The organism is Streptomyces sp. NPDC046915 (assembly GCF_040644935.1).
Classification (GTDB): domain Bacteria; phylum Actinomycetota; class Actinomycetes; order Streptomycetales; family Streptomycetaceae; genus Streptomyces.
This window is the reverse complement of record NZ_JBEYXB010000001.1, coordinates 313,902-336,886: the sequence shown is the minus strand read 5'-3', so window position 1 is coordinate 336,886 and position 22,985 is coordinate 313,902. Positions and strand designations below refer to the sequence as shown.

Genomic DNA, 22,985 nt, shown 5'->3' with positions numbered 1-22,985 from the left:
TAAAAATGGACGTGTTAGTACGACGATATCCCGTGCGAGGGCCGTGACAGTGCGCGCGCCGAGCCTTCCTGGTGTGACCGCACAGCCGGTCCGACAGGAAGGGAGAACGGGACATGGACCACCAGAAGATCAACGAGTTCCTGGACCGCTTCGTGACCGACCTCGCGGCGACCGAGGCCGCCGGATCCGTCGCGCTCGGCCACCGGCTGGGCCTGTACCGTGCGCTCGCCGAGGGCTCCGCGACACCCGAGGAGTTCGCGGAGCGCACCGGCTGCCATCCGCGCTACCTCACCGAGTGGCTGCGCGGGCAGGCCGCGGGCGGATACGTCGGCTACGACCCGGAGACCGGCCGGTTCGCGCTGACCGAGGAGCAGGCGTTCTGCCTGGCCGACCCGAACGGTCCCAACGTCGCGGCCGCGTTCCGCTTCGCCCTGGGCATGCTGCGCGCCGAGCCCCGTATCGCCGAGGCGTTCCGCTCCGGAGAGGGCTTCGGCTGGCACGAGCACGACGAGGAGGTGTTCGTCGGAGTCGACGCCTTCTTCCGGCCCGGCTACGAGGCCGAGCTGGTCCCGAACTGGATTCCCGCGCTGGACGGGATCGGCGCCAGGCTCAGCGCCGGGGCCCGGGTGGCCGACGTCGGCTGTGGGCTCGGCTCGTCGGCGGTGCTGCTGGCCGAGGCGTACCCGCGCACGACGGTCGTCGGTTCCGACTACCACCGTGAGTCGATCGAGCTGGCCCGCGAGCGGGCCGACGAGGCCGGGGTCGCCGACCGGGTCACCTTCGAGGTGGCCACCGCCCAGACCTTCGCGGGGGCGGGCTACGACCTGGTGACCATGTTCGACTGTCTGCACGACATGGGCGATCCGCTCGGGGCCGCCCGGCGGGTACGGGAGGCCCTGGCCGAGGACGGCACCTGGCTGCTGGTGGAACCGTTCGCCGCCGACCGGGTCGAGGAGAACCTCAACCCGGTGGGGCGGCTGTACTACAGCGGCTCCACGTTCCTCTGTGTGCCCAACTCCCTCTCGCAGCAGGGAGGTTACGCACTGGGTGCGCAAGCCGGCGAGTCGGCGGTGCGCGAACTGGCCGCCGAAGCCGGTTTCACCCGGTTCCGGCAGGCCGCGGTGACCGCGTTCAACGCGGTCTACGAGATACGACCGTGAACGGGGTCGGGGGCGTCGGCCGGGAACGGGAGACACGGCCCGCGAGGCCGCCGGACCCGTGCGGCCTCGCCCCGCCTCTCCCTCTTCGACGGAACGGAGCACCCCATGAGTGGCACCGCCCCTCACCGTCCGCTGGCGCTGGTGACCGGAGCCTCCTCCGGCATCGGCCACGAACTGGCGCTGCTGTTCGCCATCAACGGCTTCGACCTGGTGGCGACGGGCCGCAGCGAGAAGATCGACGAGGCAGCCGCCGGCCTCGCCCGGCACGGCGCCGACGTCACCGCCGTGCGCGCCGACCTCGCCGAGGCCGACGGCGTGGAAACCGTGTGGCGCGCGGTGGAGAAGACCGGCCGGCCACTCGAAGCGGCGGTCCTGAACGCCGGGCGGAGCATCGGCGGAGCCTTCCTCGACACCGACCTCGACGACGAACTGAGCCTGATCGACCTGAACGTCACCTCCGTCGTGCACCTGGCCAAGCACGTCGCCCGGCACATGGCGGCCAACCGGCGCGGCCGCATCCTGATCACCTCGTCGCTCTCCGCCACCCTGCCCACGCCCTACGAGACCGTGTACGGACCGTCGCGTGCCTTCACCCGCATGTTCGCCCTCGGCCTGCGTGAAGAACTCAAGGAACACGGCGTCAGCGTCACCACGCTCATGCCCGGCGCCACCGACAGCGACTTCCACGCCCGCGCCGGCATGAACAACACCGCCTTCGGTCCCGGTATGAAGAAGAACAGCCGCAAGGACGTCGCCCGCCAGGGCTTCCTGGCGATGATGGACGGTCAGGCCCAGGTCGTCGGAGGCGACCTCACCACCCGGCGCACCGCCCTCGAACACCGCTTCCTGCCCGAGACGTTCAAGGCCGCGCGGCACGCCCGCATGGCCAGGCCGCGATCCTGAGCGAACTCCGGCTGCCTCACGTTCCCGTGAGGTCCCGGGAGACGCCCATGAGGTGACGCGTGGTCGCTTCGTCGAGGGTGATCGGTGTGCGTTCCCCGAAGTTCCCGGGTTTCGGCCAGTAGGTCGACGAGGGCCAGTCCTCCTGGAGGACGGCTTCGACGACGTTGTGAGCGCTCTTGTCGACGGAGTCGAAGAAGACCGGGCCCGTGACCTTGGCCATGGCTCGCACGTACCACGGGGACATCCTGAGGATGTCCGTCTTCGCGGCGCCCGCGTTGACCACCCCGGCGAGGATGGCCGGTTCGGTCTTCGCGAGGTGGGCGGCGTAATGGTGGTTGGCGAGCTGGATCGCCTCCCGGTCGTGCCGGAAGCTGAATGCTTCGAACGCGGGGAACCGTTGGAAGTCGGCCCGTGTGGAAGGGGGGATGCTCGCGGTCATCATGACCACGCGGGCGCGTTCGGCGCGGCGCAGCGCGGGCAGCAGCAGTTGCGTGAGGTGGTAGCGGCTCAGGTAGTTGACCGAGAAGAACGGATGGAGTCCGTCCGCCGTGCGCAGTTCCTTGAAGGTGAGGACACCCGTCGAGTGCAGGAGCGCGTCGAAGCGGTCGTGTTCCGCGAGGACGTGCCGGGCGGCGTCCCGGACCCCGTCGTGGGTCGACAGGTCGACGGAGAAGAACGACGCCCGGCCGGCCGCGTCGCCGAAGGAGGCGATCGCCGCCTCGCCCTTTGCCCGATCGCGGCCGAGGAGGACCACGCGATGGCCGCGAGCGAGGTGTTCCCGCGCCGCCCGGAGGCCTATTCCGCTGTTGCCCCCGCTGACGAGGATGGTGTGCATGAAGCTCCTTGTGTGGCCGACCGGGCACCCGTGAAGGGATCTGCGGAAAACCCTAGGAGCTGTCGTCACTCTGCGTGAGTACGTACTTTGAAGTACGGTACGGGCATGGCCGTCCTGTGTCCTCAGCGCCTGACCATGGAGCACGTCACCAGCCGCTGGGGCGTCCTCGTGCTGATCCGGCTCCTCGAGCGCCCGCACCGCTTCGCCGAACTGCGCCGCTCCATCCGTTCCGTGGGCCCGGTCAGCGAGAAGATGCTCGGGCAGACGCTGCGGAGCCTGGAACGGGACGGTCTGGTCGACCGTGACGCCAAGCCGGTGGTCCCGCCACACGTCGACTACTCCCTGACGGACCTGGGCCGCGAGGCGGCCGAACAGGTTCGTGCGCTGGCGTTGTGGACCAATGAGCGGATGGGCCAGGTGGCGAAGGCGCGGGAGGTCTACGACACCGCGAACGGGCGCGCCTGAGCGGCCGGACGCCCGCGTGGACCCGGCTCGGTCAGGCCGTCGCCATGGTGATGACCACCTTGACCTGGTCCGGTTCGAGTGTGGCGGCGAAGGCCTTGCCCGCCTCCTCCAGCGGGTAGGTGGCGGTGATGATCTCGTCGGTTCGACCGCGCCGGAGGTGATCAGGGAGACAGCGCTGCGGTAGTCGTCGGCGGTGTACATGAGGCTGCCCTCGATGCGGATCTCGCGGTCCTGGACGAGGTCGAGACGGATCGGTGTGGTGCCGGGGCGCCGACGCCGACCACGATGATCCGGCCGCCCTTGGTGACGAGGCCGATGGCCTGCGCCATGGACCGTTCGCGGGCGACGCAGTCGAACACCACGTCGGCCGGTCCGCCGAGGGCGCTGTGGGCCAGGGCGGTCAGGTCGGCCGCGTCGGCGGGGAGGCCGGCGTCCGCGCCGAGTCGCATGGCGCGCTCCCGCTTGGTGGCGAGCAGGTCGGTGACCGCGATCCGGGCCGCGCCGGCGTGCCGCGCGGCGGCCAGGACGAGCAGGCCGATGGGGCCCGCGCCCAGCACGGCCACGGTGCGTCCGGTGAGGTCGCCGGCCTTGGCGACGGCGTGCACCGGTGTGGCGAGCGGTTCGACGAGGGCGGCCTGGAGGTTGGTCATGCCCTCGGGGACACGGTGGACGCGGTCGGCGGGAATGGTGAAGCAGTCGGCCATGCCGCCGGGGGTCTGGCAGCCGAACACCTTCAGCTGCCGGCAGATGTTGTAGCGGCCGGAGCGGCCAGCACGAGGCGGTCGCCACCCTGGTCAAACTGATGGAGGACCACCGTGACGACGTCGTCGTGATCGCCGCCGGATACCCCGGCGACATGGACCGCTTCATCGGCTCCAACCCCGGCCTGTCCTCCCGCTTCGGCCGCACCCTGCTCTTCGAGGACTACGACGCGGCGGAGCTGGTCTCGATCGTGGAGCACCAGGCCGGGGAGCACCGCTACGAGCTGACCCCCGCGGCTCGTGCGGAACTTCTCCTGCTGTTCGAGCGGATGCCGCGGGCCGAGGGATTCGGCAACGGCCGCTCGGCGCGCCAGATCTTCCAGGAGCTCACCGAACGCCAGGCCCAGCGCGTCGCCGAACTGCCGGACCCGGCCCCGGCCCCGGAGCAGCTGATCAGCCTGGAGGTGCAGGACCTTCCCGCCCCGGTGCCCCGGTTGTCATGACGGCCGGCGGGACCGTCGCCCGTCCGGTGGGACGCGGCCCCCGGATCAGGCGTCGGCAGCCGCGTGGACGCGTCGGCCCTCGACGAAGGTCTGGAGGACGCGGGTGGTCGCGATCTCCTCGGCGGGGGCCGCGAACGGGTCGCGGTCGAGGACGACCAGGTCGGCCGACCTGCCCACGGTGATGCTGCCGGTGGTGCTGTCGAGATGGTTCGCGTAGGCGCTGCCCGCCGTGTAGGCGGCGATGGCGGTACCCAGGTCGAGGCCCTGTTCGGGGAGGAAGGCGGGGGTGTCCGTGGGTGCGTCCGGGGCGATGCGGTTGACGGCGACGTGGATGGCCTGGAACGGATCGGGGCTGCTGACCGGCCAGTCGCTGCCCGCGGCCAGGGTCGTGCCCGCGCGCAGGAGGTCACCGAACGGGTACTGCCGGGTGCCGCGTTCGGCGCCGAGGAAGGGCAGGGTCAGTTCGTCCATCTGCGGTTCGTGCGCGGCCCACAGCATCTGGAGGTTGGCGGTCGCTCCCAGAGTCCGGAACCGCGGGATGTCGTGCGGGTGGACGACTTGGAGATGGGCCAGGTGGTGCCGTGTGTCGCGGTGGCCGTTGGCCTGGCGGGCGGCCTCCACGGCGTCCAGGGCCTCGCGCACCGCGCGGTCGCCGAGGGCGTGGAAGTGGACCTGGAAGTCCAGCGCGTCGAGTTCGGTGACGCACTTCTTCAGCGCCTCGGGCTCGACGAAGCTGATGCCGCTGTTGTCGGAGGCACAGCCGCAGCCGGTGAGGTACGGGTCGAGCAGGGCGGCGGTGTGGTTCTCCGCGATGCCGTCCTGCATGATCTTCACGGTCCCGGCGCGGAACCGTCCTCTGCTCAACTCCGCGCGGCGGGCGACGAGTTCCGGAAGCTGCTCGGCGCCGCGCTCGCGGTCCCACCACAGGGCGCCGACGACGCGGGCGGTGAGCAGGCCCCGGTCGAGGGCCGCCTGGTAGGCGGGTGCCGGGTCCGTCATGTTGGTGTACGTGCCGACGATGGCGTCCTGCCAGGCGGTGACGCCGTAGGAGTGCAGCACGGCCTGGGCGCGCAGCAGGGCGGCGAGCTGTTCCTCGGGCGTGGGGTCGGGCACCAGCCTGCCCACGAGGTGGACCGCGCCCTCCTGGAGCATTCCGGTCGGGTTGCCCTCGGCGTCACGCTCGATCCGGCCGTCGGCCGGGTCCGGGGTACGGGAGTCGAGGCCGGCCCGCTCCAGCGCCCGGCTGTTGACCCAGGCGCCGTGATGGTCGCGGTTCGGCAGGAAGACGGGCCGGTCCGGGACGATCGCGTCGAGGGCGGCGGCCGTGGGGGAGCCGCCGGGGAACGCCTCCAGGGACCAGCCGCCCCCGGTGATCCACTCGGCGTCCGGGTGCTCGTCCGCGTACGCCTTGATCCTGCGCAGATACTCGGCCGGATCGACGGTGTCGCCGAGATGGCACAGGCCGAGCTCGATGCCCGCGCCCTGCGGATGGACATGGGCGTCCTGGAAGCCGGGCAGCAGCAGCTTTCCGGCGAGGTCGACGACCTCGGTGCCCGGCCCGATCAGCTCGTGCACCTCGTCGTGGCCGACGGCGGCGATCCGCCCGCCGCGCACGGCCACCGCGGTGGCGCGGCTGCGGGCGGGATCCACGGTGTGCACGGGACCGCCGGTCAGCACGAGATCGGCGGGGCCCGTGGCCTGGGAATGCGTCATGTGAGGGAACTCCGGATGGGGGAGAGGGGGTTCAGACCGCCGTGCGGTCCATCGGCAGGGTCAGGGCTTCGGCGTCGGTGCCGCGCCCGGTGGTGAAGTACGGCGAGCGGCGCACGTACTTGGCGACGGCGGCCATGCCGAGACCGAACAGGACGATGGCGGCGGGCAGGGAGAACATGAACCAGCCGTTGTCCGGGCTGAGTTCGAAGTGGTCGCTCATGGTCAGGTACGAGTATCCGAGGTAGCCGCCGAGGCCCAGCAGGACCAGACTGGACACGCCGGGTATGCCGACCGCGAGCAGCGCCTCGCGTGGTCCTTCGCGCAGGGCGGAGCGGAAGCGGACGGCGCAGGCCAGCGCGGTGAGGCCGTAGTAGAGGGCGACGATCAGGCCGATGGCGTTGACCGCGGTCAGCAGCATGTCGCTCAGCTTGGGGATGGCGACGGCGAGCAGGGCGATCACGGAGGCGATGGCCATCACGACGACCGTGCCGACGGCGGGGGTGCCGTATCGCGGATGGACGCGGGTCCACATCTGCCCCATGGTCCGGTCCCGGCCCATGGCGAGCAGTCCGCGCGCCGTCGGGATCAGGGTGGCCTGGACGGAGGTCACGGCGGAGAACATCAGGGCGATCAGGGGCAGGGTGGCCCAGGGCTCGGCGGCCAGCTTCGCACCGAGGTAGGGAAGGGCCTGGGGACCGTTCCGGACGAGCTCGGGCAGGCTCATCTCCCGCTGGAAGGCGACCGAGGCGAAGAGGAACAGGCCGAGCATGGCGAACAGGGCGATGAAGCTTCCCCGGGCGGAGTCGTCCACGCCCTTGGTCTCCTCGTTGACGCTGAAGGCGGCGTCCCAGCCCCAGAAGAAGAACACCGCGAGGACCATGCCCTGGGCGAACGCGGTGCCGTCGGAGATGGCGAAGGGGTTGAACCAGGAGAGGGAGATGGTGTGGTGGCCGGAGACCAGGGCCCAGCCGCAGAAGGCCAGCAGCACCGTGTACTCGAAGATCAGCAGGGCGAACTGGAACCGGGTGGCGGCACGCATCCCCGTGATGGTCAGGGCGGCGAGGGCGATGAGGACGACCAGACCGACCGCCGTCGTGACACCGGTGGACCCGGGATCGAGGGTGATGCCGACGACGCTGTGCAGCCCGGCCTTGTTGGCGATGACCAGGACGACCGAGCCCATGATCGCGCTCGTGTAGGCGCAGAAGATGATCGAGCCGACCAGGGTGACCCAGCCCGTCAGGAAGCCGGGCCAGGGGCCGAGGGACTTGCCGACCCACACGTAGCCGTTGCCACAGTTGGGTTCCGAGCGGTTGAGCCGGGCGTAGGCGATGGCGATGCCGAGGACCGGCAGGAAGGCCAGCAGCAACAGCGCCGGAGCCTGTAGGCCCACGACGGAGGCGATCGTGCCCATGCCGATGGCGATGCTGGTGGTGGCGGCGGTACTGGATGCGGCGAGGGCCACGCCGTCGACGACGCCGAGGGAACGGCGCAGGGCGGGGCGTGGTGCGGCGGACGGTTGAGGTCTCGGAGCGGACGGGGAGGGCGTGGCGGACATGTAGGGCTCCTCGCAGGACGGGGGGCGGAGGGGAAGAGCCGCGCGGGAATGTGATGGAACATCCGGCGCCCACATTCCGTCAATCCTGTTGACGTAAGGAGGGCGGGGGTCGTTCACTGCGGGTACGCCGCTCCGTGCCGGCCCGGACGAGAGGAACCCCGGATGCCCACCCGTGTCCCGCAGGAACGCAGACGCCGCCGGCCCACCCGCTCGGGCGTCCTGCTGTCGGAAGACCTGATCGTGGAGACCGCCCTCAGGCTGATCGGCGAGCACGGCCCCGAGGCGCTGAGCGTGCGCCGGCTGGGGGCGGCCCTGGGCTGCGATCCGACCGCGCTGTACCGCTACTTCCACGACACCGACGACCTGGTGCTCGCCATCGCCGACCGGATCATCGGCGACGCGATGGCGGGGTTCGTGCCCGGGGACGACTGGGTGGCCGCACTGCGCGAGATGGCACAGCGGGTGCGCGCCGGATATCTCGCCCACCCCCGGGCGGCCGCCATGGCCTCGCACCGGGTGACCCGGCGCGAGCACGAGATCCGGGCCGTGGAGACGGGGATCGGGCTGCTGCTGTCCGCGGGCTTCGAGCCCGACCGCGCCGTACGGCTCTACCTGGCCTTCATCGACACCGTGCTCAGCCATGCCGCCACGGACGCGGCGTTCCACGCGCTTCCCCGCCAGCAGCGCGAAGCCGACCAGCGGGCCTGGCGGGACGTCTACCAGGGCCTGGACCCCGAGTCGTACCCTGCGCTGACCGCGACCCGCAGCGAGCTGCCCGGGATGGCGGAGAGTTCCTTCGAGGAGTCCGTGGACCTGCTCCTGGACGCACTCGCGGCGCGCGCTCCGAGGAACCCTCGGAACACCGGCGACATCAGGGCATGAGCGACCACGCCCGGCTCAGGACGCGCGTCGCTCGCCGCTGGGCATGACAGGGTGCCGCCCGAGGACGAAGACGCCGGTGATCACCGCGACCACCCCCGCGGACTGCCAGGCCAGTGCGCCGGGCTCGGTGCGCAACCGGTCCTGGAGGAAGCCGATGCCGCAGGCGATACCGATCAGGGGCTCGGCAGCGGTCAGCGCCGGCAGGGACAGGCGCAACGGCCCGGCCTCGAAGGCACTCTGCACCAGCAGCAGACCCACCACCGCCAGCGCCACGACGGCCCAGGGCTGCCACGAGACGAGCAGACCGGTGATGCCCCGCTCACCCACGATGCCGCCGCTGACGCGGGTGAGCGCGTCCTGGAGGCCGTAGAGCGTGCCGGCCGCGGCGGCCAGGAAGGGCGGCCGGTGCAGCAGCCGCAGGTGCTGGGCGAAGAGGACGAGGACTCCGGCCAGCCCCAGTACGCAGCCGATCACGAGCCAGTGCCGCAACGCACCGACCTGGCCCTGACCGCTCTGCGGGTGCCCCGCCAGGACGAAGGCCGCCACTCCGCCGCTGAGGGCGAGCGCCCCGAGCCACCCCGACCGGCCCAGCGGCTGGTCGCCCATCCACCGGGCGAGGGCCATCGCGAAGAGCAGGTTCGTGGTGAGCAACGGTTCCACCTGGGCCAGGCTGCCGCGGGTCAGCGCGAGCGCCCCGAGGATCTGGCCCAGGACCATGCAGCCGATGCCCGCCAGCCACAGCGGCACCCGCGCGAGGTCCAGCAGCAGCCGGAAGGACAACATCAGGGACAGCGGTTCGCGTTCGGCCGCGTGCTGCTGGAGCACGAAGCCGAAGCCCAGCAGACATGCGGCGGGAAGGCTGAAGAGGTACACCACGGCTCGTCATCCTCCTGCCCGGACCGCGCCGAGGCCCGGTACGGCCGGGACCGTTGCGCAAAGACACCCACGTGGCTCATCGCCGCGCCGCCCATGCGCTGCCCCACGTTTGAAAGCCGTCAGCTCCGGCTACCCCTCGATCGTCGTTGTCATCGCCGGATGCGCGGGTGCGGGCGGGGAGGTCACCTTGGGACGCGTCACGGCGGAACCCGGCCCGGCCCCGTCCGCCCTCCTGCCAGGCACCGTGCCCGGGACAGGCGTGGCGCTCGTGACGGGTGCGTCCTCCGGGATCGGGGCGGCCGTCGCACGGGCCCTGGCGAACGAGCGGTGGGCGCTGCTGGTCTCCGGCCGTGACCTGGCCCGGCTGGACACGGTGGCCCGCGAGACGTCCGGCGTCGCGATTCCCTGCGACCTGTCCGGCACCGACGGCGCCCGGCAACTGGTCGACCGGGCCCTTCGGCAGGTACCGGGCATCGATCTGCTCGTCGCCGCGGCCGGTGTGGGCTGGGCCGGCCCGTTCACCTCGATGCCCGGCGGCGAGATGGACCGGCTGCTCACCGTGGACCTGACATCGGTGGTGCATCTCGTCCGGCAGGTCCTGCCCCACATGGTGGCGCGGCGCCGGGGCAGGCTGGTGCTGATCGGCTCCATCGCGGGCTGCGTCGGTGTGCGGGAGGAAGCGGTGTACTCCGCGGCGAAGGCGGGACTCGGCGCCTTCGCCGACGCGCTGCGGTACGAGCTCGACGGCACCGGCGTGCGGCTGACCCACGTCGTGCCGGGCGCGGTGGACACCCCCTTCTTCGCCCGGAGAGGGGCGCCCTACGCCCGCCGCCGCCCGCGGCCGATCCCGCCCGAGCGGGTGGCCGCGGCGGTCGTCGCGGCGGTGCGCAGGGAACGCGACGAGGTGTTCGTGCCCGGCTGGCTCCGGGTACCGGTCGCGGTCCGCCGCCTCGCGCCCTCCTCGTACCGGCGCCTGGCGGCCCGGTTCGGCTGAGGCGAGGAGGACATGCGAGGGAGCGTCGACCGGGGCCGGCTGTTCACCACGGCCGCCGCCGTCGTGCCGGCGCTCGTCGCCGCGGCCCACATCGTGCCCGCCGGGACCTGGCTCTCCGGCCCGCGGCGCGCCTGGCTGCCGGCCCTGGCGGGCGTCGGCGGCGGCGACCACGTGGCGCTCACCTTCGACGACGGGCCCGACCCCCGCTCCACCCCCGCTTTCCTCGCCGCGCTGGACGGGCTGTCGGTCCGTGCCACCTTCTTCGTGGTGGGCGAGCAGGTGCTGTGCCACCGGCGGCTGAGCCACGACATCGTCCGGCGCGGTCACGAACTCGCGGTCCACGGCTGGACGCACAACCGCCCCTGGCGGCCGGCACCGGTCCGGGAGGTCCGACAACTGGCGCGAGCCGCGCACACGGTGGCGGAGGTGTCCGGGGTGAGCCCGACCTGGTACCGGCCCCCGTACGGCATCCTGACCGGAGACCGGCTGCTGGCCGCGCGTCGCACCGGGCTGCGACCGGTCCTGTGGACGGCCTGGGGCCGCGACTGGACGGACCGTGCCACCGGCGAGTCCGTGGCGGCGACCGTCCTGGCGGACCTGCGGGGCGGCGGCACGGTGCTGCTGCACGACACCGACCGCCAGTCGGCACCCGGCTGCTGGCGGGCGGCGCTGGACGCGCTGCCCCGGCTGGTGGGCGCGTGCCGGGCGGCCGGCCTGACGGTCGGGCCGCTCGGCGAGCACCGCGTCGCGGGCCAGGACTGATCGGGCGGACGGCCGGGCCCTGCCGTCGGGCACCGCCGTCCGACCGCCCACCCTCCTCAGGTGCAGAGCCGTTCCAGCGGACGTACGACGTCACCCTGGAAGAGCCGGCCGGCGGCGGGGGCCGGGCGACCGGGTGCCGCGCCGCCCGCTGTGAGGCGGTCCAAGGACTGCACCAGCTGCCACGCGTCGGCGGCGTGCTCGGTCAGGCCGAGCGCCGCCATCCGGCGTACGCCCTCCGCGCCGTGGCCGGGGATCGGGCGGTACCCCACGACGGGGACACCGACGGCGAGTGCTTCGAGTGCCGTCTGCCCCGCGGCGTTGTCGACCAGTGCCCCGCAAGCCGCGATCAGGCCCGGCATGTCGCCCACCCAGCCCAGGGCGAGCGTTCCCGGCACCCGCGACAGCAGACGGCGCAGGCGCTCGTTCCGCCCGCACAGGACGACCGGCAGATACCCGGCGCCGACCAGCAGCCGGGCCGTCGAGTCGAGCCGGCTGCCCACCCCCCACGCGCCCGAGGACAGCAGTACGGGCGGGCGCCCGTCGCCCGTCATGAGCCGCTGCCGCCAGGACGCCTCGCCGGCCGGGTGCGGGCGGAAGCGGTCCGGCAGGAGCGGACCGCAGGAGACGGCGGGCCGGCCCACGCCGTGCCGCACCTCGCGGGCGATCTGCGGGGTGAGGCACAGGTTGAGGTCGTTGCCCCGGTGCAGCCATTGCCGGTGGGCGTCGAAGTCGGTGATGACCACCGCGCTGGGCACCGTCAGCCGCCCGAGTGCCCGCATCCTGCCGGTCAGCTGGGCGGCCAGGTGGAAGACGGCGACGACCGCGTCGGCGCGGTTGCCCGCCACCTCCGCCCGCAGCCGGCCCTCCGCGAGCACCGCCAGCGGCGCACTGCCCGGCCGCGGACCGGCGCCGGTGCGGAAGAAGGCGGCGTAGATGCCCGCGTACAGCAGGGGGGCATGCCGGACCGTCGCACGGTAGAAACCGCGCAGCCCGGCCCCGGTACGGGCGGGCAGCATCTCCAGTACGTCCGTGTGCACCGCCTCGTGCCCGGCCACGCGCAGGCGCCGGGCCAGCTCGACGGCGACCGCGTCGTGGCCCGACCCCATGCTCGCGCCGACCACCAACAGGCGGCAGGGGTGCGTCCGCGGCATGGTCACCTCGCATCGAGCAGTGAGCAACAGGTATCCGCAGTACCGGCGGGCCAACAGGCACCGCCGGTATGGGTAGGTGTATCACCGCGTACATCCCGTCAACGGCAGGCATGCGCATGAACGTGCTCACGGTCGTCATGGCCCTGCTCTCCGCGCTGTCCAACGCGACGGCGTCCGTCCTGCAACGCAGGGCCGCCGTCGAACCGGACGAAGTCACGGGCCGCGGAGCCAGGGCGGCGATGGCCCGCCTGGCGGGGCTCCTGCGCCATCCGCACTGGTGGGCCGGAGCTGCGGCCCTGATGCTTTCGGCTGTCTTCCAGGTCATCGCCCTGGACTCCGGGCAGCTGTCGGTGGTGCAGCCGCTGCTGGCCAGCGAACTGCTGTTCACCCTGCTGGTGGGCGCGGTGGTGTTCCGTCACCGTCCCGGCGCCGGGACCTGGCGGTCCTTCGTGATGCTCGCGGGCGGACTGGCGCTCTTCCTGCTCAGCGCGTCCCCGTCTCCCGGCAGCGACCGGGCCGACGACTGGCGCTGGCTCGTCGTGGGAGGCGGGCTGGCGTGCTGCGCCGCCGTCCTGCTGGCAGCCGCTCTCCGTATGCGTGGCCCCGTGCAGGCCGCCACGCTGGGCATCGCCACCGCCGCCGGGTTCGCGGTCACCGCCGCGCTCATCAAGGAGGTGACCGGGCGGTTCGCGGCGGGCCCCACCGCGGTCCTCACCACCTGGCACACCTACGCCGCTGCCGTCACCGGTCTGCTGAGCGTGCTGCTGCTCCAGTGGACGCTGCGGGCCGGCACCCTGGCGGCCTCCCAGCCTGCCCTGACGCTGGGAGATGCCCTGATCAGCATCACCCTGGGCGGCCTGCTGTTCGGGGAGAGCATCGCGCTGGGCTGGCGCATGCTGCCCGAGGCCGTGGGGGTCGGCCTCATGGCGGCGGGCATCGTCGGGCTGACGCGGTCGCCCGTCGTGGCCTCCGGCGGCAGCTGGGACGACGTGGCATCGGAATCGATTACTAACACTTGATTGAACAGTCCAGACTGATAAACCTACGATTAGTAACCATGGACGTGCTGGACAAGACTGGCGGCCGCGCAGGCGGCTGTGACCGATCGCCGGAGACGGCGGCACTCGCCGGCGCACTGCGGCTGGCCATGGGCCGGATAGTCCGCCGACTGCGCCAGGCTCACGCCGTGGGGGACGTCTCCCTCTCCGGTGTCTCGGTGCTGGCCCGGCTGGCCGGCACCGGAGCGGACTCGCCCGGTTCGCTCGCCGAGCTCGAGCGCGTCAGGCCGCAGGCCATGGCCACCACGCTCGCGGGGCTCGAACAGCGCGGGCTGGTCCGGCGCACCCCGGACGCGGCCGACGGACGCAGGGCCATCGTGTCGATCACCGACGAGGGCCGGGCCATGCTCGAGGAACGCCGTTCCGAGTCCGTCGGCCGGCTCGCCGAGGCCCTGGACGAGCTCGCGCCCGAGGAGCGCGCCTCACTCCGTGCCGCCCTGCCCCTCCTCGACCGGCTGGCGGAACGGCTGTGAGCGGGCCGACGCCCGCCCCGGAGGGCCGGCACCCCGTCCAAGGGCTCCGCGGCCGTCTGCTCGCCCACTCCGCCCGGCACCGGGACACGCCCCCGGGTCCCGGCTACAAGTGGGTGGCTCTGTCCAACACCACCCTCGGCGTGCTGATCGCCACGATGGACGCCTCCATCGTGATCATCTCTCTGCCGGCCATCTTCCGCGGGATCGGCCTGGACCCGCTAGCGGCCGGCAACATCGGCTACCTGCTGTGGATGATCCTCGGCTACCTGCTGGTCTCGGCCGTGCTGGTCGTCGTCCTCGGCCGCCTCGGCGACATGTTCGGCCGGGTCCGCATCTACAACCTGGGCTTCCTGGTCTTCGCCTGTGCCTCCGTCGCCCTGTCCCTCGACCCGTTCCGGGCCGGCGCGGGCGCTCTGTGGCTGATCCTGTGGCGCATCGTGCAGGCCTTCGGCGGCTCCATGCTCACCGCCAACTCGGCCGCCATCCTCACCGACGCCTTCCCGGCCCGGCAACGCGGCATGGCCCTCGGCGTCAACCAGATCACCGCGCTCGCCGGGCAGTTCCTCGGCCTGCTCGCCGGCGGTCTGCTCGCCGCGGTCGACTGGCGTGCGGTGTTCTGGATCAGCGTCCCGGTCAGCATCACCGGCACCGTCTGGTCGTACCTGAGCCTCCGGGAGACAGCGGCCGGCGGACGGGGCCGCATCGACTGGCTGGGCAACATCACCTTCGCCACGGGAGCGGGCATCCTGCTGGCCGGCATCACGTACGGCATCCAGCCCTACGGCGGCCACCCCACCGGCTGGACCAATCCCTGGGTCCTCGCCGGCCTGATCGGCGGCGTGTTCCTGTTGCTGGTGTTCTGCCTCGCGGAGACCCGGGTCGCCGAGCCCATGTTCCGGCTGTCCCTGTTCCGCGTGCGGGCGTTCGCGGCGGGCAACCTGGCCGCCCTGCTCACCTCGATCGCCCGCGGCGGCCTCCAGTTCATGCTGATCATCTGGCTTCAGGGCATCTGGCTGCCGCTGCACGGCTACGACTTCGAGGACACCCCGCTGTGGGCCGGCATCTTCATGCTGCCGCTGACCCTCGGCTTCCTGATCGCCGGTCCGGTCTGCGGCTACCTCTCCGACCGGTTCGGTGCCCGTCTGTTCTCCACGACCGGCCTGATCGTGGTCGCCGGCTCCTTCCTCGGCCTGCTGGCACTGCCCGTGAACTTCGAGTACGGCCTGTTCGCCGCGCTGCTGTTCCTCAACGGTCTGGGCCAGGGCATGTTCTCCTCGCCCAACACCTCGTCCATCATGGGCAGCGTCCCGGCCCGCTACCGGGGCGTGGCCTCCGGGATGCGCTCCACCTTCCAGAACTCGGGCACGGCCCTGTCCATCGGCGTCTTCTTCTCGCTGATGGTGTCCGGGCTGGCCTCCTCCCTGCCCGCCACCCTCAGCAGCGGCCTCCAGGCACACGGCGTACCCGCCGGCACCGCCCACGACGCGGCCTCGCTGCCGCCGGTCAGCACCCTCTTCGCGACGTTCCTGGGCAACAACCCCATCGGTCACCTGCTCGGCGCAGGCGGCACCCTGGACCATCTCACCGCGGCCCAGCGCGCCACCCTGACCGGCCACACCTTCTTCCCGGAACTGGTCTCCGGTCCCTTCCACCACGGCCTGGGCATCGTCTTCGGCGTCGCCGCGGGCATGGCCCTGGTCTCCGCGCTGGCCTCCGCCCTGCGGGGCGGCCACGAACGCGCCGACGACGACGCCCCGAAGGACGGAGGACCGGACCACCCGACGAAGGAGACGAAGGAGACGAACGAGACGAAGGAACAGCCCGGCCGGCGGACCGCGCCCTCCTCGTGACGGACGGCCGGCGGGCGACCAGGCCGGCGAGCCCGAATTCCTTCGCCCCGGCCGTCATCCGTGCATGATGATGGGCGGATGACCATTCAACCGACGGGCAGCACACGGGAGATGCCCGCCGGGCTCGTCGCGCTCGCTCTAGGCGGTTTCGGGATCGGTCTGACCGAATTCGTGATCGCCGGGCTGCTCCCGCAGGTGGGGCGGAGTCTCTCGGTGTCCGAGGCCGCGGCGGGATGGCTGATCTCCGGGTACGCCCTGACGGTCGCGGTCGGCGCGATCGTGGTGACCGCCGCCACCGCCGGCCTGCCGCGCAAGGCCGTCCTCGTCGGGTTGGTGGCGCTGTTCGTCGTCGGCAATCTGCTGTCCGCCGTCGCACCGGACTATCCCGTCATGCTGCTCGGCCGTGTGGTCGCGGCCCTGTGCCACGGCTCGTTCTTCGGCATCGGCTCGCTCGTTGCGCGGCGCATGGTCGCTCCCGAGCGGGCGTCGAGGGCGGTGGCGGTGATGTTCGCCGGGCTGACGGTCGCGAACGTGCTGGGCGTACCGTTCGGCGCCCTCGTCGGCGAACGCTGGGGCTGGCGCGCCACGTTCTGGGCGATCACCGGCATGGGTGTCGTCGCCGCGGTCGCCATCGCCGTGCTGGTGCCGGGCTGGGCCGGCGCCGTCAACCGGCCGCCGTCCCCGGAGAGTTCCGGCACCGCCGCCGGCCGGGCGGACGGGCTGCGTGCCCAACTGCGTGCCTTCCGGTCGGTTCAGGTCTGGCTGACCCTCGCCGCCACCGCGCTCGGTTACGGCGGGATGTTCGGAGCCTTCAGCTACCTCGCGTACACCTTCACCCGGGTCACCGGCTTCTCCAGCACCGATGTCGCCTGGCTGCTCGTCGTGTACGGCACCGGTCTCGTGATCGGCAACATCGCCGGCGGACGGGCCGCCGACCGCAGTCGCGACCTCACCCTGGTGGCGTCCCTCGCCGGTCTCACCGCCACTCTCACCCTGTTCGGGCTCCTGGCCGCCAGCCCTGCGGCATCGGCGGTCCTGGTCTTTCTGACCGGGCTGTTCGGCTTCGCCGGGGTTCCCGGCTTCATCACCCGGGTCACCGACCACGCCCACGGCGTACCGCTCGCCGCGAGCGCCAACGTCTCCGCGTCCAACATCGGCAACGCCCTGGGCGCGTGGCTCGGCGGCCTGGCCATCAGCGCCGGCCTCGGCTACACGGCTCCGCTGTACGTCGGCGCCGCCATCGTCCTGACCGGGCTCGCCGTGATGACGGTCGCCGCCCGCCGACCGGAACCCGAGCCACGCGCCACGGGCTTCGGACTCACCGAGGACACACCGTCCGTGAACTGACAGGTCCGGGCCTCCACAGGCATAGGCGTGGCGATCTCACCGACCCGTAGCGGCCGTTGGGCGGTGCCGAGGACCGAAGGTCCTGGAAGCGGAGGACGTCCGGAGACGGTGTGTTCGTCTCAGGCGACGCGCAGCAGGAGCTTGCCGGTGGAGGTACGACCGTCCATGAGGCGGTGGGCCTCGGCCGCGTTCCGCAGCGGGAACTCCGCGGTGACGGGCAGGGACACGGTCCCTTCGGCGACGGTGCGCAGCGCGCGGGCGGTGAGCTCGCGCAGCGCGGCGGGTGCCGTGCCAGCCAGGTTCAGAACGGAGAATCCGCTGACGGACAGGGCGCGGACGGCAAGGTCGGCCTGTCCGGCGTGCCACGGGTCGGCGCCGCTCGCGTTGCCGAAGGAGACGAGGCGTCCGAAGGCAGCCAGTGCCTCCAGCCCGCGGCGCAGCGTGTCTCCGCCGACCGGATCGAGAACCAGATCGACGCCCCTGCCGCCGGTGGCGCGGCGCACGTCCTGGTCGAAGGTGTCGGCCGGGAACACGTCGTCGTATCCGTGCGCGCGGGCGTACTCGGCCTTGGCCTTGCTGGAGGTCACCCCGTACACGGCGCCGGCGCCCGCGGCGCGGGCCAGCTGCCCCACCGCCGTGCCGATACCGCCGGCGGCGCCCTGCACGAGGACGCTCTCCCCGGCCCGCAGCCGGCCCACCTCGTGGACCAGGGCGTGAGCGGTCGGCAGCACCGTCGGCACGGTTGCCGCGGTACGCAGGTCCACGCCTTCGGGCAGCGCGAACACGGCCGCGGCCTCGGCGACGACCACGTCGGCGTATCCGCCGCCCTGTACGAGCCCGGCGACCTCCTGCCCCACCCGGAGCCCCGTCACGCCCTCGCCGACGGCCCGGACACGCCCGGACACCTCCAGGCCAGGACGGTGGGGCAGCGAGGCGACACGGTATCCCTCGGCCCGCGCCTTGAGGTCGGCGAAGTTGACGCCCGCCCACGCGACGTCGATGGACACCTGCCCCGAACCGGGCTCGGGGACCTCGGCCTCGACGAGACGCAGCACGTCGGGGCCGCCGTACTCCTGGAACTCGATCGCACGCATGCGCAGAACCACCTCTCCGAGAGTGTTCGACGGGAAGCAAACACTCGCACTGTACGATGTTCATCGAACACTCCGCAAAGGGCAGCGCCAGAAAGGCAAGCGATGACGGACAAGACCCCGGGCAAGAGCCACCGGCCGGCACCCGTTTTCACGCACCCCGACGACGTCCCGCTGCTGACCGCGCTGACCGCGCTCGCCGACCCGGTCCGCATCCAGCTGGTGCGCACCCTGGCCGACCATCCCGACTGGTCCCTGAGTTGCAGCAACTTCGACGTTCCCGTCGGCCGGGCGGCCAAGAGCCATCACTTCTCGGTCCTGCGCGCGGCCGGCCTGGTCGAACAGCGCGACGAAGGACCCAAGCGACTCAACCGGCTGCGGCGGGAAGAGTTCGACGCCCGCTTCCCCGGCCTGCTCGACCTCACACTCCGCGACGACGAAGCCTCCTGACACCCGCCGGCCCGGCCGGGCCTGGTCCCTACGATGAGCCGATGAGCCAGCCCGACGTGAAGCCGTACTGGAACACCAACGTCGCCCGGCACCCGGGCATCCTGCGCCGTGTCCCCGCGGGGTGCGGCGACGCGCTGGACGTCGGCTGCGGGGACGGGCTGCTGGTACGGAAGCTCGCCGGGCGGGCGAAACGCGTCACCGGCATCGACAAGTCGCCGGAGATGATCGCCCACGCTCGTGCGCTCGCCGCCGGCCACCCGGACGTCACCTTCATCGAGGGCGACTTCCTCGCCGCCGAGCTTTCCGCCGCCGGCTATGACTTCATCTCCTCGGTGACCACGATCCACCACATGGACTTCGAGGCGGCTCTCACCCGCATGCGCGAGCTGCTGCGACCCGGCGGCACACTGGTGGTGGTCGGCCTGGCCCGCGAGGCGAGCCCGGGGGAGTGGGCGACGATGATCGCGGCCGCACCGGTCGTGCGGGTCACGAAGGTTCTGCGCCGTGCACGCGGTCCGGAGGGCATGCCCGTCGCGGAACCGCAGATGAGCTACGGGCAAGTGCGGGCCGCGGCACGACGTCTGCTGCCCGGGATGCGGTACCACCGGCATGTGCTCCGCCGGTACTCGCTGATCTGGCAGAAACCCGCCCGCTGAATGATGTCGTACTCGACCGGGTTCGACCTTACTCGGCCATTTGTGCAACAAAATGACATGTCGTACCGGGCGTCGCGAGCCTCAAAGGTCTTCGACCTGTGATCATGGAGCGTTCGTTGAAGGTGATCGACGAGAAGCTCCAGGTCGCGGGCGCCGATGTGCCGCCACCCGGCGCTCGCGGCAACGCGCTGTAGGTGATGTGGTGAACTGGTTGACCTCGCTGCCGGCGGTGGTGCTGGTTGTGGGCGGGCTCCTGCTTGCCTTCCTGGTCGCGGCCCTGGCGCGGATCGGCGTCCGGGCGCTCGTGCCGGCCGGGGAACAGGACCGGGTACCGCAGATCGTCACGCCCCTGATGCCGACACTCGGCGCCGCCTTCGCGATCTTCGCCGCGCTCACACTGGCCAGCGAGTCCGGCTATCTGCGCGCGGCAGAGGGGCTGGTGAGCGACGAGGCGGCCGCGGCCTCGCGCCTGGCGTGGGCGGCGACAAGTCCGCGAGTCCACTCGGAGTCGATCCATATGGCACTTCGGGACTACTTGCAGACCACGCGTGTCAGGGAATGGAAAGGTGCGGCGGCGGCATCCGGTGACGACGCGGCCACCGCTCATGCGATCGCACGGCTGGAACGCACCGTGCGCGCCGAGGCGGCCCGGACCGAGGTGGGAACCCCGGCCGGCACGGAACTGGTGGCTTCCCTGGACGGTGTCACCAATGGTCGTCGCGCCCGCATCGCGGCCGCCTCGCGTGCCGTACCCGTGCTCTACGTCGTCACGCTCGTGGCCAGCGGACTGGCCTTGATCGTGAACGCCGGCGCGCTGGTCTTCCGCAGCAGCCTGCGAACGTCACTGCTCATCGCGGGTGTCGCGAGCGTGGTGGGGCTGAGCCTGGCGTTGCTCTTCGCACTCAGCGCGCCCTGGAGCGGACCGTTCATCGTCAGTGGACATCCCCTCGACGCCGTCATCGGCGATCTGAGAACCGGCTTCTTCGGCGGCGGGTCGTAGACCGCGAGGCCCGCGGATACGGCGTACGAATCACGTACTGCGACACTGAGGGCATGGCACCTCGGCAGCAGCGCGGCGGCGGCAGCGGCGGTACGGAGCTCGGGCGCTTCCTGCGCGCCCGGCGTACCCGGGTCACCCCGCAGAAGGCGGGTCTGCCGACCAGCGGCGGACTGCGCCGCACTCCGGACCTGCGCCGCGAGGAGCCGGCCACGCTCGCCGGCATCAGCATTCGACTACTATGCCCGGCTGGAACGCGGCACGGAGGCCCGTCCCAGCCTCTCCGTGGTCGAGGCCCTGTCCAGGGCACTACGCCTGAACGAGTCCGAGCGCCGGCACCTGCGGGAGCTGGCGCTGGGCCCCGAGCGGCCGGCGCCGGCGCCCACTGCGGTGCCTGACCGCTCCCTGCCCGACGGTGTCGAGTGGCTGATGGAGAGCATGCGTCCGCACCCCGTCTACGTCGTGGGACGCTCCTTCGACCTGCTCGCCGCGAATCCCGGCGGGCTGGGGCTGTTCGTCGGGCTGGAGGAGTGGTCCACGGAGCGCCCCCGACCCGGTGGCGCTCATCGACGAACTCTCGGACGGCAGCCCGGAGTTCGCCCGCGCGTGGGAGAAGTACGACGTCGTCGGCGATACCCGGGGCCGCCGCCGCTTTCACCATCCCCGGGTCGGTGCGTCACCCTCGGCTTCCAGGGCATGACCCTGAACGGCGCGAACGGGCAGTTCCTGGTCGCTTTCTTCGCCGAACCCGGTACCCCGGATCACGAGGCGATGGTGCTCCTGGACCGGCTGTCGGCGCAGGCACGTCACGAGAAGCCGAACGCCGTGTCAGCGGTCGTGTAGTTCGGCGATCGCGGTCTCATGGGGCGGGCAGGACGACGGTGAACAGCGGGTCGTGCCGCACGGTGCGCAGGTGCGCCGGCTCCGCCTGGCCGCCCAACAGGGCCGTCGCGAGGCCGAAACCCCATTCCTGGCGTGGGGTGCCCTGTCGCTCCACCGAACGCCGCTCCCTGGCACGGCCCGGCCTGCCACATGGCGAGCGACGGCGGCAGGCTTGCTGATCGTGGCGGAGGAACCCGCTCCCGTCGAAGGCGGCCCACCCGAGAAGAAGCCCCAGGAGAAACCCCTCATGAAGAAGGAGGCAGCGGTCATCGTCGGGTCGGGCACGAAACCTGCCCATCGTCGAAGAGGTCGAGGCGGTCGCCGCCGAGGCCGGCGCCACCCCGGCCCAGGTGGCTCTCGCCTGGCTGCGCGCACAGGGCGACGACATCGCGCCCATCCCGGGCACCAAGCGCGTCTCCCGCGTCGAGGAGAACACCGCCGCCGACGCCCTCATGCTGACCGCCGGGCAGATCGAGCGGCTCGACACCCTGGCACCGGCCGCCGGCGACCGTCTGCACGAGGCCGGCATGCGGCTGGTCGACCGCTGACGGCGGCCCAGGTGGCGAGCAGCCGCAAGGCGTCGTGGGAGGGGGGGAATTCCTTCCCCGGATATCCGGTAGCGGGACTCAGCTGTTCAGCGCTTGGTGCAGGACGTGGCTGTCGGCGGCCTGCACCAGGTGGACGATCTTGCCGTCACGGACGGTCCACAGGTGGATGAACCGCACCTCGGCCTTGTTCCCGCTCTTGGTCTCGGCGCGGTAGTGCCCGAGCACGAACACGTGGTCGTCTTCGTCCGCGTAGTAGTGCTCGGGGACGGAACCGAAGGACTCGTAGTCCGGCATCATCGGGCCGAAGAAGTCACGGCCGACGCTGTCCCAGCCGTGGTAGATGCCACCGAGGGGGAAACCGGGAGTGATGTCCCAGACGAGGTCCGGCGCCACGATCTCCGCGGTGACCTCCGGGGCCATGCGGGATTCGTAGAGATGACGGACGACGGCGATGTTCGGGGAGTCGGACAGGGAGTCGGACATAGGGGCTCCTTCAAGCAGCGCCGAGGTGTTCAGCGGTGGTGACGTCGGACTTGTGGACGGCCTCGGGACCAGCATCCGTCGGGCTCTGGACGCCGGCGCCCAGGAAGTAGCCCAGACGGTTGATGTCGCCAGCACTGCCCCTGGTGCTGCCAGCCGGGCAGCAGCCCCAGTCGGCCCAGCTCTGCACGGCCCACCGCTTGCCGCTGGCCTCGGGGCACCTCGACCAGTGCCACCGTCTCCCGGGCGTCAGCTCGCCCGGTCGCCGTGCCCGGCGGCGGTACCGTCTCGCGATGACGTCGGGATGTGGATCGGCTACGCCCTCGCCGCGGATCACGGCGATACGGTCGAGAGCCTCGCCCTGCTGGACGCCACCATCCCCGGGCGCAAGCGGTCCGTCGACGAACTGCTCGTCAGCGGACGCGAGCACATCTACTACGGCGACCAGTTCCGCCTGAAGGCCGCGCGTCCGCTTCCGGACTCCGCGGACAAGGCGAACGCCTCGGTGCCCTCCTCGACCCCGCCTTGCCGCCGGCGGCAGCCTCCCCGGGGCAGGCTGCCGCTCCTGTCAATGACGGGTGGTTCGTGCGGAATTCGTCCGTAAGGTGTCGCTCAACTACGGCTCGATACCGGCTGGTCCGTACCGACGA

24 protein-coding genes and 4 pseudogenes are annotated in these 22,985 nt (G+C 71.9%); 18 read left to right on the top strand and 10 right to left on the bottom strand.

The annotated features are described in order from the left end of the window. The first annotated feature begins 113 nt into the window (after positions 1-113). Positions 114-1,160, top strand: coding sequence for a class I SAM-dependent methyltransferase (locus ABZ915_RS01475; protein WP_361793911.1), 1,047 nt, complete (start codon positions 114-116; stop codon positions 1,158-1,160). A 105-nt stretch (positions 1,161-1,265) separates the two neighbouring features. Continuing rightward, complete coding sequence (locus ABZ915_RS01470; protein WP_361793908.1) at positions 1,266-2,063, top strand: SDR family NAD(P)-dependent oxidoreductase; 798 nt, start codon at positions 1,266-1,268, stop codon at positions 2,061-2,063. Positions 2,064-2,079: 16 nt separating this feature from the next. Here the strand turns inward: ABZ915_RS01470 and ABZ915_RS01465 are convergent, their stop codons facing one another. After that, complete coding sequence (locus tag ABZ915_RS01465) at positions 2,080-2,898, bottom strand: SDR family NAD(P)-dependent oxidoreductase (protein WP_361793905.1); 819 nt, start codon at positions 2,896-2,898, stop codon at positions 2,080-2,082. 105 nt (positions 2,899-3,003) lie between these two features. Here ABZ915_RS01465 and ABZ915_RS01460 point away from each other — a divergent pair, with 105 nt between their 5' ends. Continuing rightward, positions 3,004-3,363: a helix-turn-helix domain-containing protein gene (locus ABZ915_RS01460; protein WP_361793902.1), complete on the top strand. Its 360-nt coding sequence runs from the start codon at positions 3,004-3,006 to the stop codon at positions 3,361-3,363. Between the two features lie 161 nt (positions 3,364-3,524). Here the strand turns inward: ABZ915_RS01460 and ABZ915_RS01455 are convergent, their stop codons facing one another. Next, positions 3,525-4,067: a zinc-binding dehydrogenase gene (locus ABZ915_RS01455; RefSeq protein WP_361793899.1), complete on the bottom strand. Its 543-nt coding sequence runs from the start codon at positions 4,065-4,067 to the stop codon at positions 3,525-3,527. A gap of 71 nt (positions 4,068-4,138) precedes the next feature. Here ABZ915_RS01455 and ABZ915_RS01450 point away from each other — a divergent pair. Next, positions 4,139-4,567, top strand: a pseudogene (locus ABZ915_RS01450) (hypothetical protein); the annotation flags it as partial. 45 nt (positions 4,568-4,612) lie between these two features. Here ABZ915_RS01450 and ABZ915_RS01445 read toward each other — a convergent pair. Then, positions 4,613-6,280: an amidohydrolase gene (locus tag ABZ915_RS01445; protein WP_361793896.1), complete on the bottom strand. Its 1,668-nt coding sequence runs from the start codon at positions 6,278-6,280 to the stop codon at positions 4,613-4,615. A gap of 31 nt (positions 6,281-6,311) precedes the next feature. Continuing rightward, positions 6,312-7,838, bottom strand: coding sequence for an APC family permease (locus tag ABZ915_RS01440; RefSeq protein WP_361793893.1), 1,527 nt, complete (start codon positions 7,836-7,838; stop codon positions 6,312-6,314). Between the two features lie 162 nt (positions 7,839-8,000). Here ABZ915_RS01440 and ABZ915_RS01435 point away from each other — a divergent pair, with 162 nt between their 5' ends. Then, positions 8,001-8,720, top strand: a complete 720-nt coding sequence (locus tag ABZ915_RS01435) for a TetR/AcrR family transcriptional regulator (protein ID WP_361793890.1) — start codon at positions 8,001-8,003, stop codon at positions 8,718-8,720. Between the two features lie 15 nt (positions 8,721-8,735). On the opposite strand, the gene ABZ915_RS01430 is transcribed toward ABZ915_RS01435, so the two are convergent. Next, positions 8,736-9,596 carry a DMT family transporter gene (locus ABZ915_RS01430; protein ID WP_361793887.1) on the bottom strand — a complete coding sequence of 287 codons (861 nt, stop codon included), beginning with the start codon at positions 9,594-9,596 and terminating at the stop codon, positions 8,736-8,738. Positions 9,597-9,828: 232 nt separating this feature from the next. Here ABZ915_RS01430 and ABZ915_RS01425 point away from each other — a divergent pair, with 232 nt between their 5' ends. Together ABZ915_RS01425 and ABZ915_RS01420 are read left to right on the top strand one after the other, a co-directional pair. Next, complete coding sequence (locus ABZ915_RS01425) at positions 9,829-10,590, top strand: SDR family NAD(P)-dependent oxidoreductase (protein ID WP_361795756.1); 762 nt, start codon at positions 9,829-9,831, stop codon at positions 10,588-10,590. A gap of 12 nt (positions 10,591-10,602) precedes the next feature. After that, on the top strand, positions 10,603-11,352 hold the full coding sequence (locus tag ABZ915_RS01420; protein ID WP_361793884.1) for a polysaccharide deacetylase family protein: 750 nt from the start codon (positions 10,603-10,605) through the stop codon (positions 11,350-11,352). A gap of 56 nt (positions 11,353-11,408) precedes the next feature. Here the strand turns inward: ABZ915_RS01420 and ABZ915_RS01415 are convergent, their stop codons facing one another. Then, a complete protein-coding gene (locus ABZ915_RS01415; protein ID WP_361793881.1) occupies positions 11,409-12,503 on the bottom strand; it encodes a galactosyldiacylglycerol synthase in 1,095 nt (364 codons plus the stop codon). 116 nt (positions 12,504-12,619) lie between these two features. Between ABZ915_RS01415 and ABZ915_RS01410 the strand changes: the two genes are divergently transcribed. The 4 genes from ABZ915_RS01410 (at position 12,620) to ABZ915_RS01395 (ending at position 17,231) form a co-directional block, all read left to right on the top strand. Then, on the top strand, positions 12,620-13,522 hold the full coding sequence (locus ABZ915_RS01410) for a DMT family transporter (protein ID WP_361793878.1): 903 nt from the start codon (positions 12,620-12,622) through the stop codon (positions 13,520-13,522). A 38-nt stretch (positions 13,523-13,560) separates the two neighbouring features. Continuing rightward, entirely contained in the window at positions 13,561-14,034 is a 474-nt protein-coding gene (locus ABZ915_RS01405; RefSeq protein WP_361793875.1) for a MarR family transcriptional regulator, read from the top strand. Positions 14,035-14,147: 113 nt separating this feature from the next. Next, positions 14,148-15,884, top strand: a complete 1,737-nt coding sequence (locus tag ABZ915_RS01400; protein ID WP_361795753.1) for an MFS transporter — start codon at positions 14,148-14,150, stop codon at positions 15,882-15,884. 111 nt (positions 15,885-15,995) lie between these two features. Continuing rightward, on the top strand, positions 15,996-17,231 hold the full coding sequence (locus ABZ915_RS01395; RefSeq protein ID WP_361795750.1) for an MFS transporter: 1,236 nt from the start codon (positions 15,996-15,998) through the stop codon (positions 17,229-17,231). Between the two features lie 119 nt (positions 17,232-17,350). On the opposite strand, the gene ABZ915_RS01390 is transcribed toward ABZ915_RS01395, so the two are convergent. Continuing rightward, a complete protein-coding gene (locus tag ABZ915_RS01390) occupies positions 17,351-18,325 on the bottom strand; it encodes a zinc-binding dehydrogenase (RefSeq protein WP_361793872.1) in 975 nt (324 codons plus the stop codon). Between the two features lie 102 nt (positions 18,326-18,427). Here ABZ915_RS01390 and ABZ915_RS01385 point away from each other — a divergent pair, with 102 nt between their 5' ends. The 5 genes and pseudogenes from ABZ915_RS01385 to ABZ915_RS01365 all read left to right on the top strand — a co-directional run bounded on the left by ABZ915_RS01385 (position 18,428) and on the right by ABZ915_RS01365 (position 21,125). Next, complete coding sequence (locus ABZ915_RS01385) at positions 18,428-18,772, top strand: helix-turn-helix transcriptional regulator (RefSeq protein WP_361793869.1); 345 nt, start codon at positions 18,428-18,430, stop codon at positions 18,770-18,772. Between the two features lie 41 nt (positions 18,773-18,813). Beyond that, positions 18,814-19,428, top strand: coding sequence for a class I SAM-dependent methyltransferase (locus ABZ915_RS01380; protein WP_361793866.1), 615 nt, complete (start codon positions 18,814-18,816; stop codon positions 19,426-19,428). Positions 19,429-19,630: 202 nt separating this feature from the next. Beyond that, positions 19,631-20,428: a hypothetical protein gene (locus ABZ915_RS01375; RefSeq protein ID WP_361793863.1), complete on the top strand. Its 798-nt coding sequence runs from the start codon at positions 19,631-19,633 to the stop codon at positions 20,426-20,428. A gap of 426 nt (positions 20,429-20,854) precedes the next feature. Continuing rightward, positions 20,855-20,911: pseudogene (locus tag ABZ915_RS01370) on the top strand (hypothetical protein); the annotation flags it as partial. Positions 20,912-20,981: 70 nt separating this feature from the next. Next, complete coding sequence (locus ABZ915_RS01365; protein ID WP_361795747.1) at positions 20,982-21,125, top strand: hypothetical protein; 144 nt, start codon at positions 20,982-20,984, stop codon at positions 21,123-21,125. A gap of 159 nt (positions 21,126-21,284) precedes the next feature. On the opposite strand, the gene ABZ915_RS01360 is transcribed toward ABZ915_RS01365, so the two are convergent. Beyond that, positions 21,285-21,422, bottom strand: coding sequence for a hypothetical protein (locus ABZ915_RS01360; protein WP_361793861.1), 138 nt, complete (start codon positions 21,420-21,422; stop codon positions 21,285-21,287). A 169-nt stretch (positions 21,423-21,591) separates the two neighbouring features. Here ABZ915_RS01360 and ABZ915_RS01355 point away from each other — a divergent pair. Then, a pseudogene (locus ABZ915_RS01355) lies at positions 21,592-21,855 on the top strand (aldo/keto reductase); the annotation flags it as partial. Positions 21,856-21,933: 78 nt separating this feature from the next. On the opposite strand, the gene ABZ915_RS01350 reads toward ABZ915_RS01355, so the two are convergent. Further along, positions 21,934-22,338: a nuclear transport factor 2 family protein gene (locus ABZ915_RS01350; protein WP_361793858.1), complete on the bottom strand. Its 405-nt coding sequence runs from the start codon at positions 22,336-22,338 to the stop codon at positions 21,934-21,936. A gap of 10 nt (positions 22,339-22,348) precedes the next feature. Beyond that, positions 22,349-22,508: pseudogene (locus ABZ915_RS01345) on the bottom strand (NADPH-dependent FMN reductase); the annotation flags it as partial. 131 nt (positions 22,509-22,639) lie between these two features. Between ABZ915_RS01345 and ABZ915_RS01340 the strand changes: the two are divergent. Further along, entirely contained in the window at positions 22,640-22,939 is a 300-nt protein-coding gene (locus ABZ915_RS01340; RefSeq protein WP_361793856.1) for a hypothetical protein, read from the top strand. Positions 22,940-22,985: the final 46 nt, after the last annotated feature.

Bases quoted from the DNA above. Each gene is read 5' to 3' on its own strand.
- ABZ915_RS01475 (WP_361793911.1), top strand. From the start codon at position 114: ATGGACCACCAGAAGATCAACGAGTTCCTGGACCGCTTCGTGACCGAC.
- ABZ915_RS01470 (WP_361793908.1), top strand. From the start codon at position 1,266: ATGAGTGGCACCGCCCCTCACCGTCCGCTGGCGCTGGTGACCGGAGCC.
- ABZ915_RS01465 (WP_361793905.1), bottom strand. From the start codon at position 2,898: ATGCACACCATCCTCGTCAGCGGGGGCAACAGCGGAATAGGCCTCCGG.
- ABZ915_RS01460 (WP_361793902.1), top strand. From the start codon at position 3,004: ATGGCCGTCCTGTGTCCTCAGCGCCTGACCATGGAGCACGTCACCAGC.
- ABZ915_RS01455 (WP_361793899.1), bottom strand. From the start codon at position 4,067: ATGGCCGACTGCTTCACCATTCCCGCCGACCGCGTCCACCGTGTCCCC.
- ABZ915_RS01445 (WP_361793896.1), bottom strand. From the start codon at position 6,280: ATGACGCATTCCCAGGCCACGGGCCCCGCCGATCTCGTGCTGACCGGC.
- ABZ915_RS01440 (WP_361793893.1), bottom strand. From the start codon at position 7,838: ATGTCCGCCACGCCCTCCCCGTCCGCTCCGAGACCTCAACCGTCCGCC.
- ABZ915_RS01435 (WP_361793890.1), top strand. From the start codon at position 8,001: ATGCCCACCCGTGTCCCGCAGGAACGCAGACGCCGCCGGCCCACCCGC.
- ABZ915_RS01420 (WP_361793884.1), top strand. From the start codon at position 10,603: ATGCGAGGGAGCGTCGACCGGGGCCGGCTGTTCACCACGGCCGCCGCC.
- ABZ915_RS01415 (WP_361793881.1), bottom strand. From the start codon at position 12,503: ATGCCGCGGACGCACCCCTGCCGCCTGTTGGTGGTCGGCGCGAGCATG.
- ABZ915_RS01410 (WP_361793878.1), top strand. From the start codon at position 12,620: ATGAACGTGCTCACGGTCGTCATGGCCCTGCTCTCCGCGCTGTCCAAC.
- ABZ915_RS01405 (WP_361793875.1), top strand. From the start codon at position 13,561: ATGGACGTGCTGGACAAGACTGGCGGCCGCGCAGGCGGCTGTGACCGA.
- ABZ915_RS01395 (WP_361795750.1), top strand. From the start codon at position 15,996: ATGCCCGCCGGGCTCGTCGCGCTCGCTCTAGGCGGTTTCGGGATCGGT.
- ABZ915_RS01390 (WP_361793872.1), bottom strand. From the start codon at position 18,325: ATGCGTGCGATCGAGTTCCAGGAGTACGGCGGCCCCGACGTGCTGCGT.
- ABZ915_RS01385 (WP_361793869.1), top strand. From the start codon at position 18,428: ATGACGGACAAGACCCCGGGCAAGAGCCACCGGCCGGCACCCGTTTTC.
- ABZ915_RS01380 (WP_361793866.1), top strand. From the start codon at position 18,814: ATGAGCCAGCCCGACGTGAAGCCGTACTGGAACACCAACGTCGCCCGG.
- ABZ915_RS01350 (WP_361793858.1), bottom strand. From the start codon at position 22,338: ATGTCCGACTCCCTGTCCGACTCCCCGAACATCGCCGTCGTCCGTCAT.
- ABZ915_RS01340 (WP_361793856.1), top strand. From the start codon at position 22,640: ATGTGGATCGGCTACGCCCTCGCCGCGGATCACGGCGATACGGTCGAG.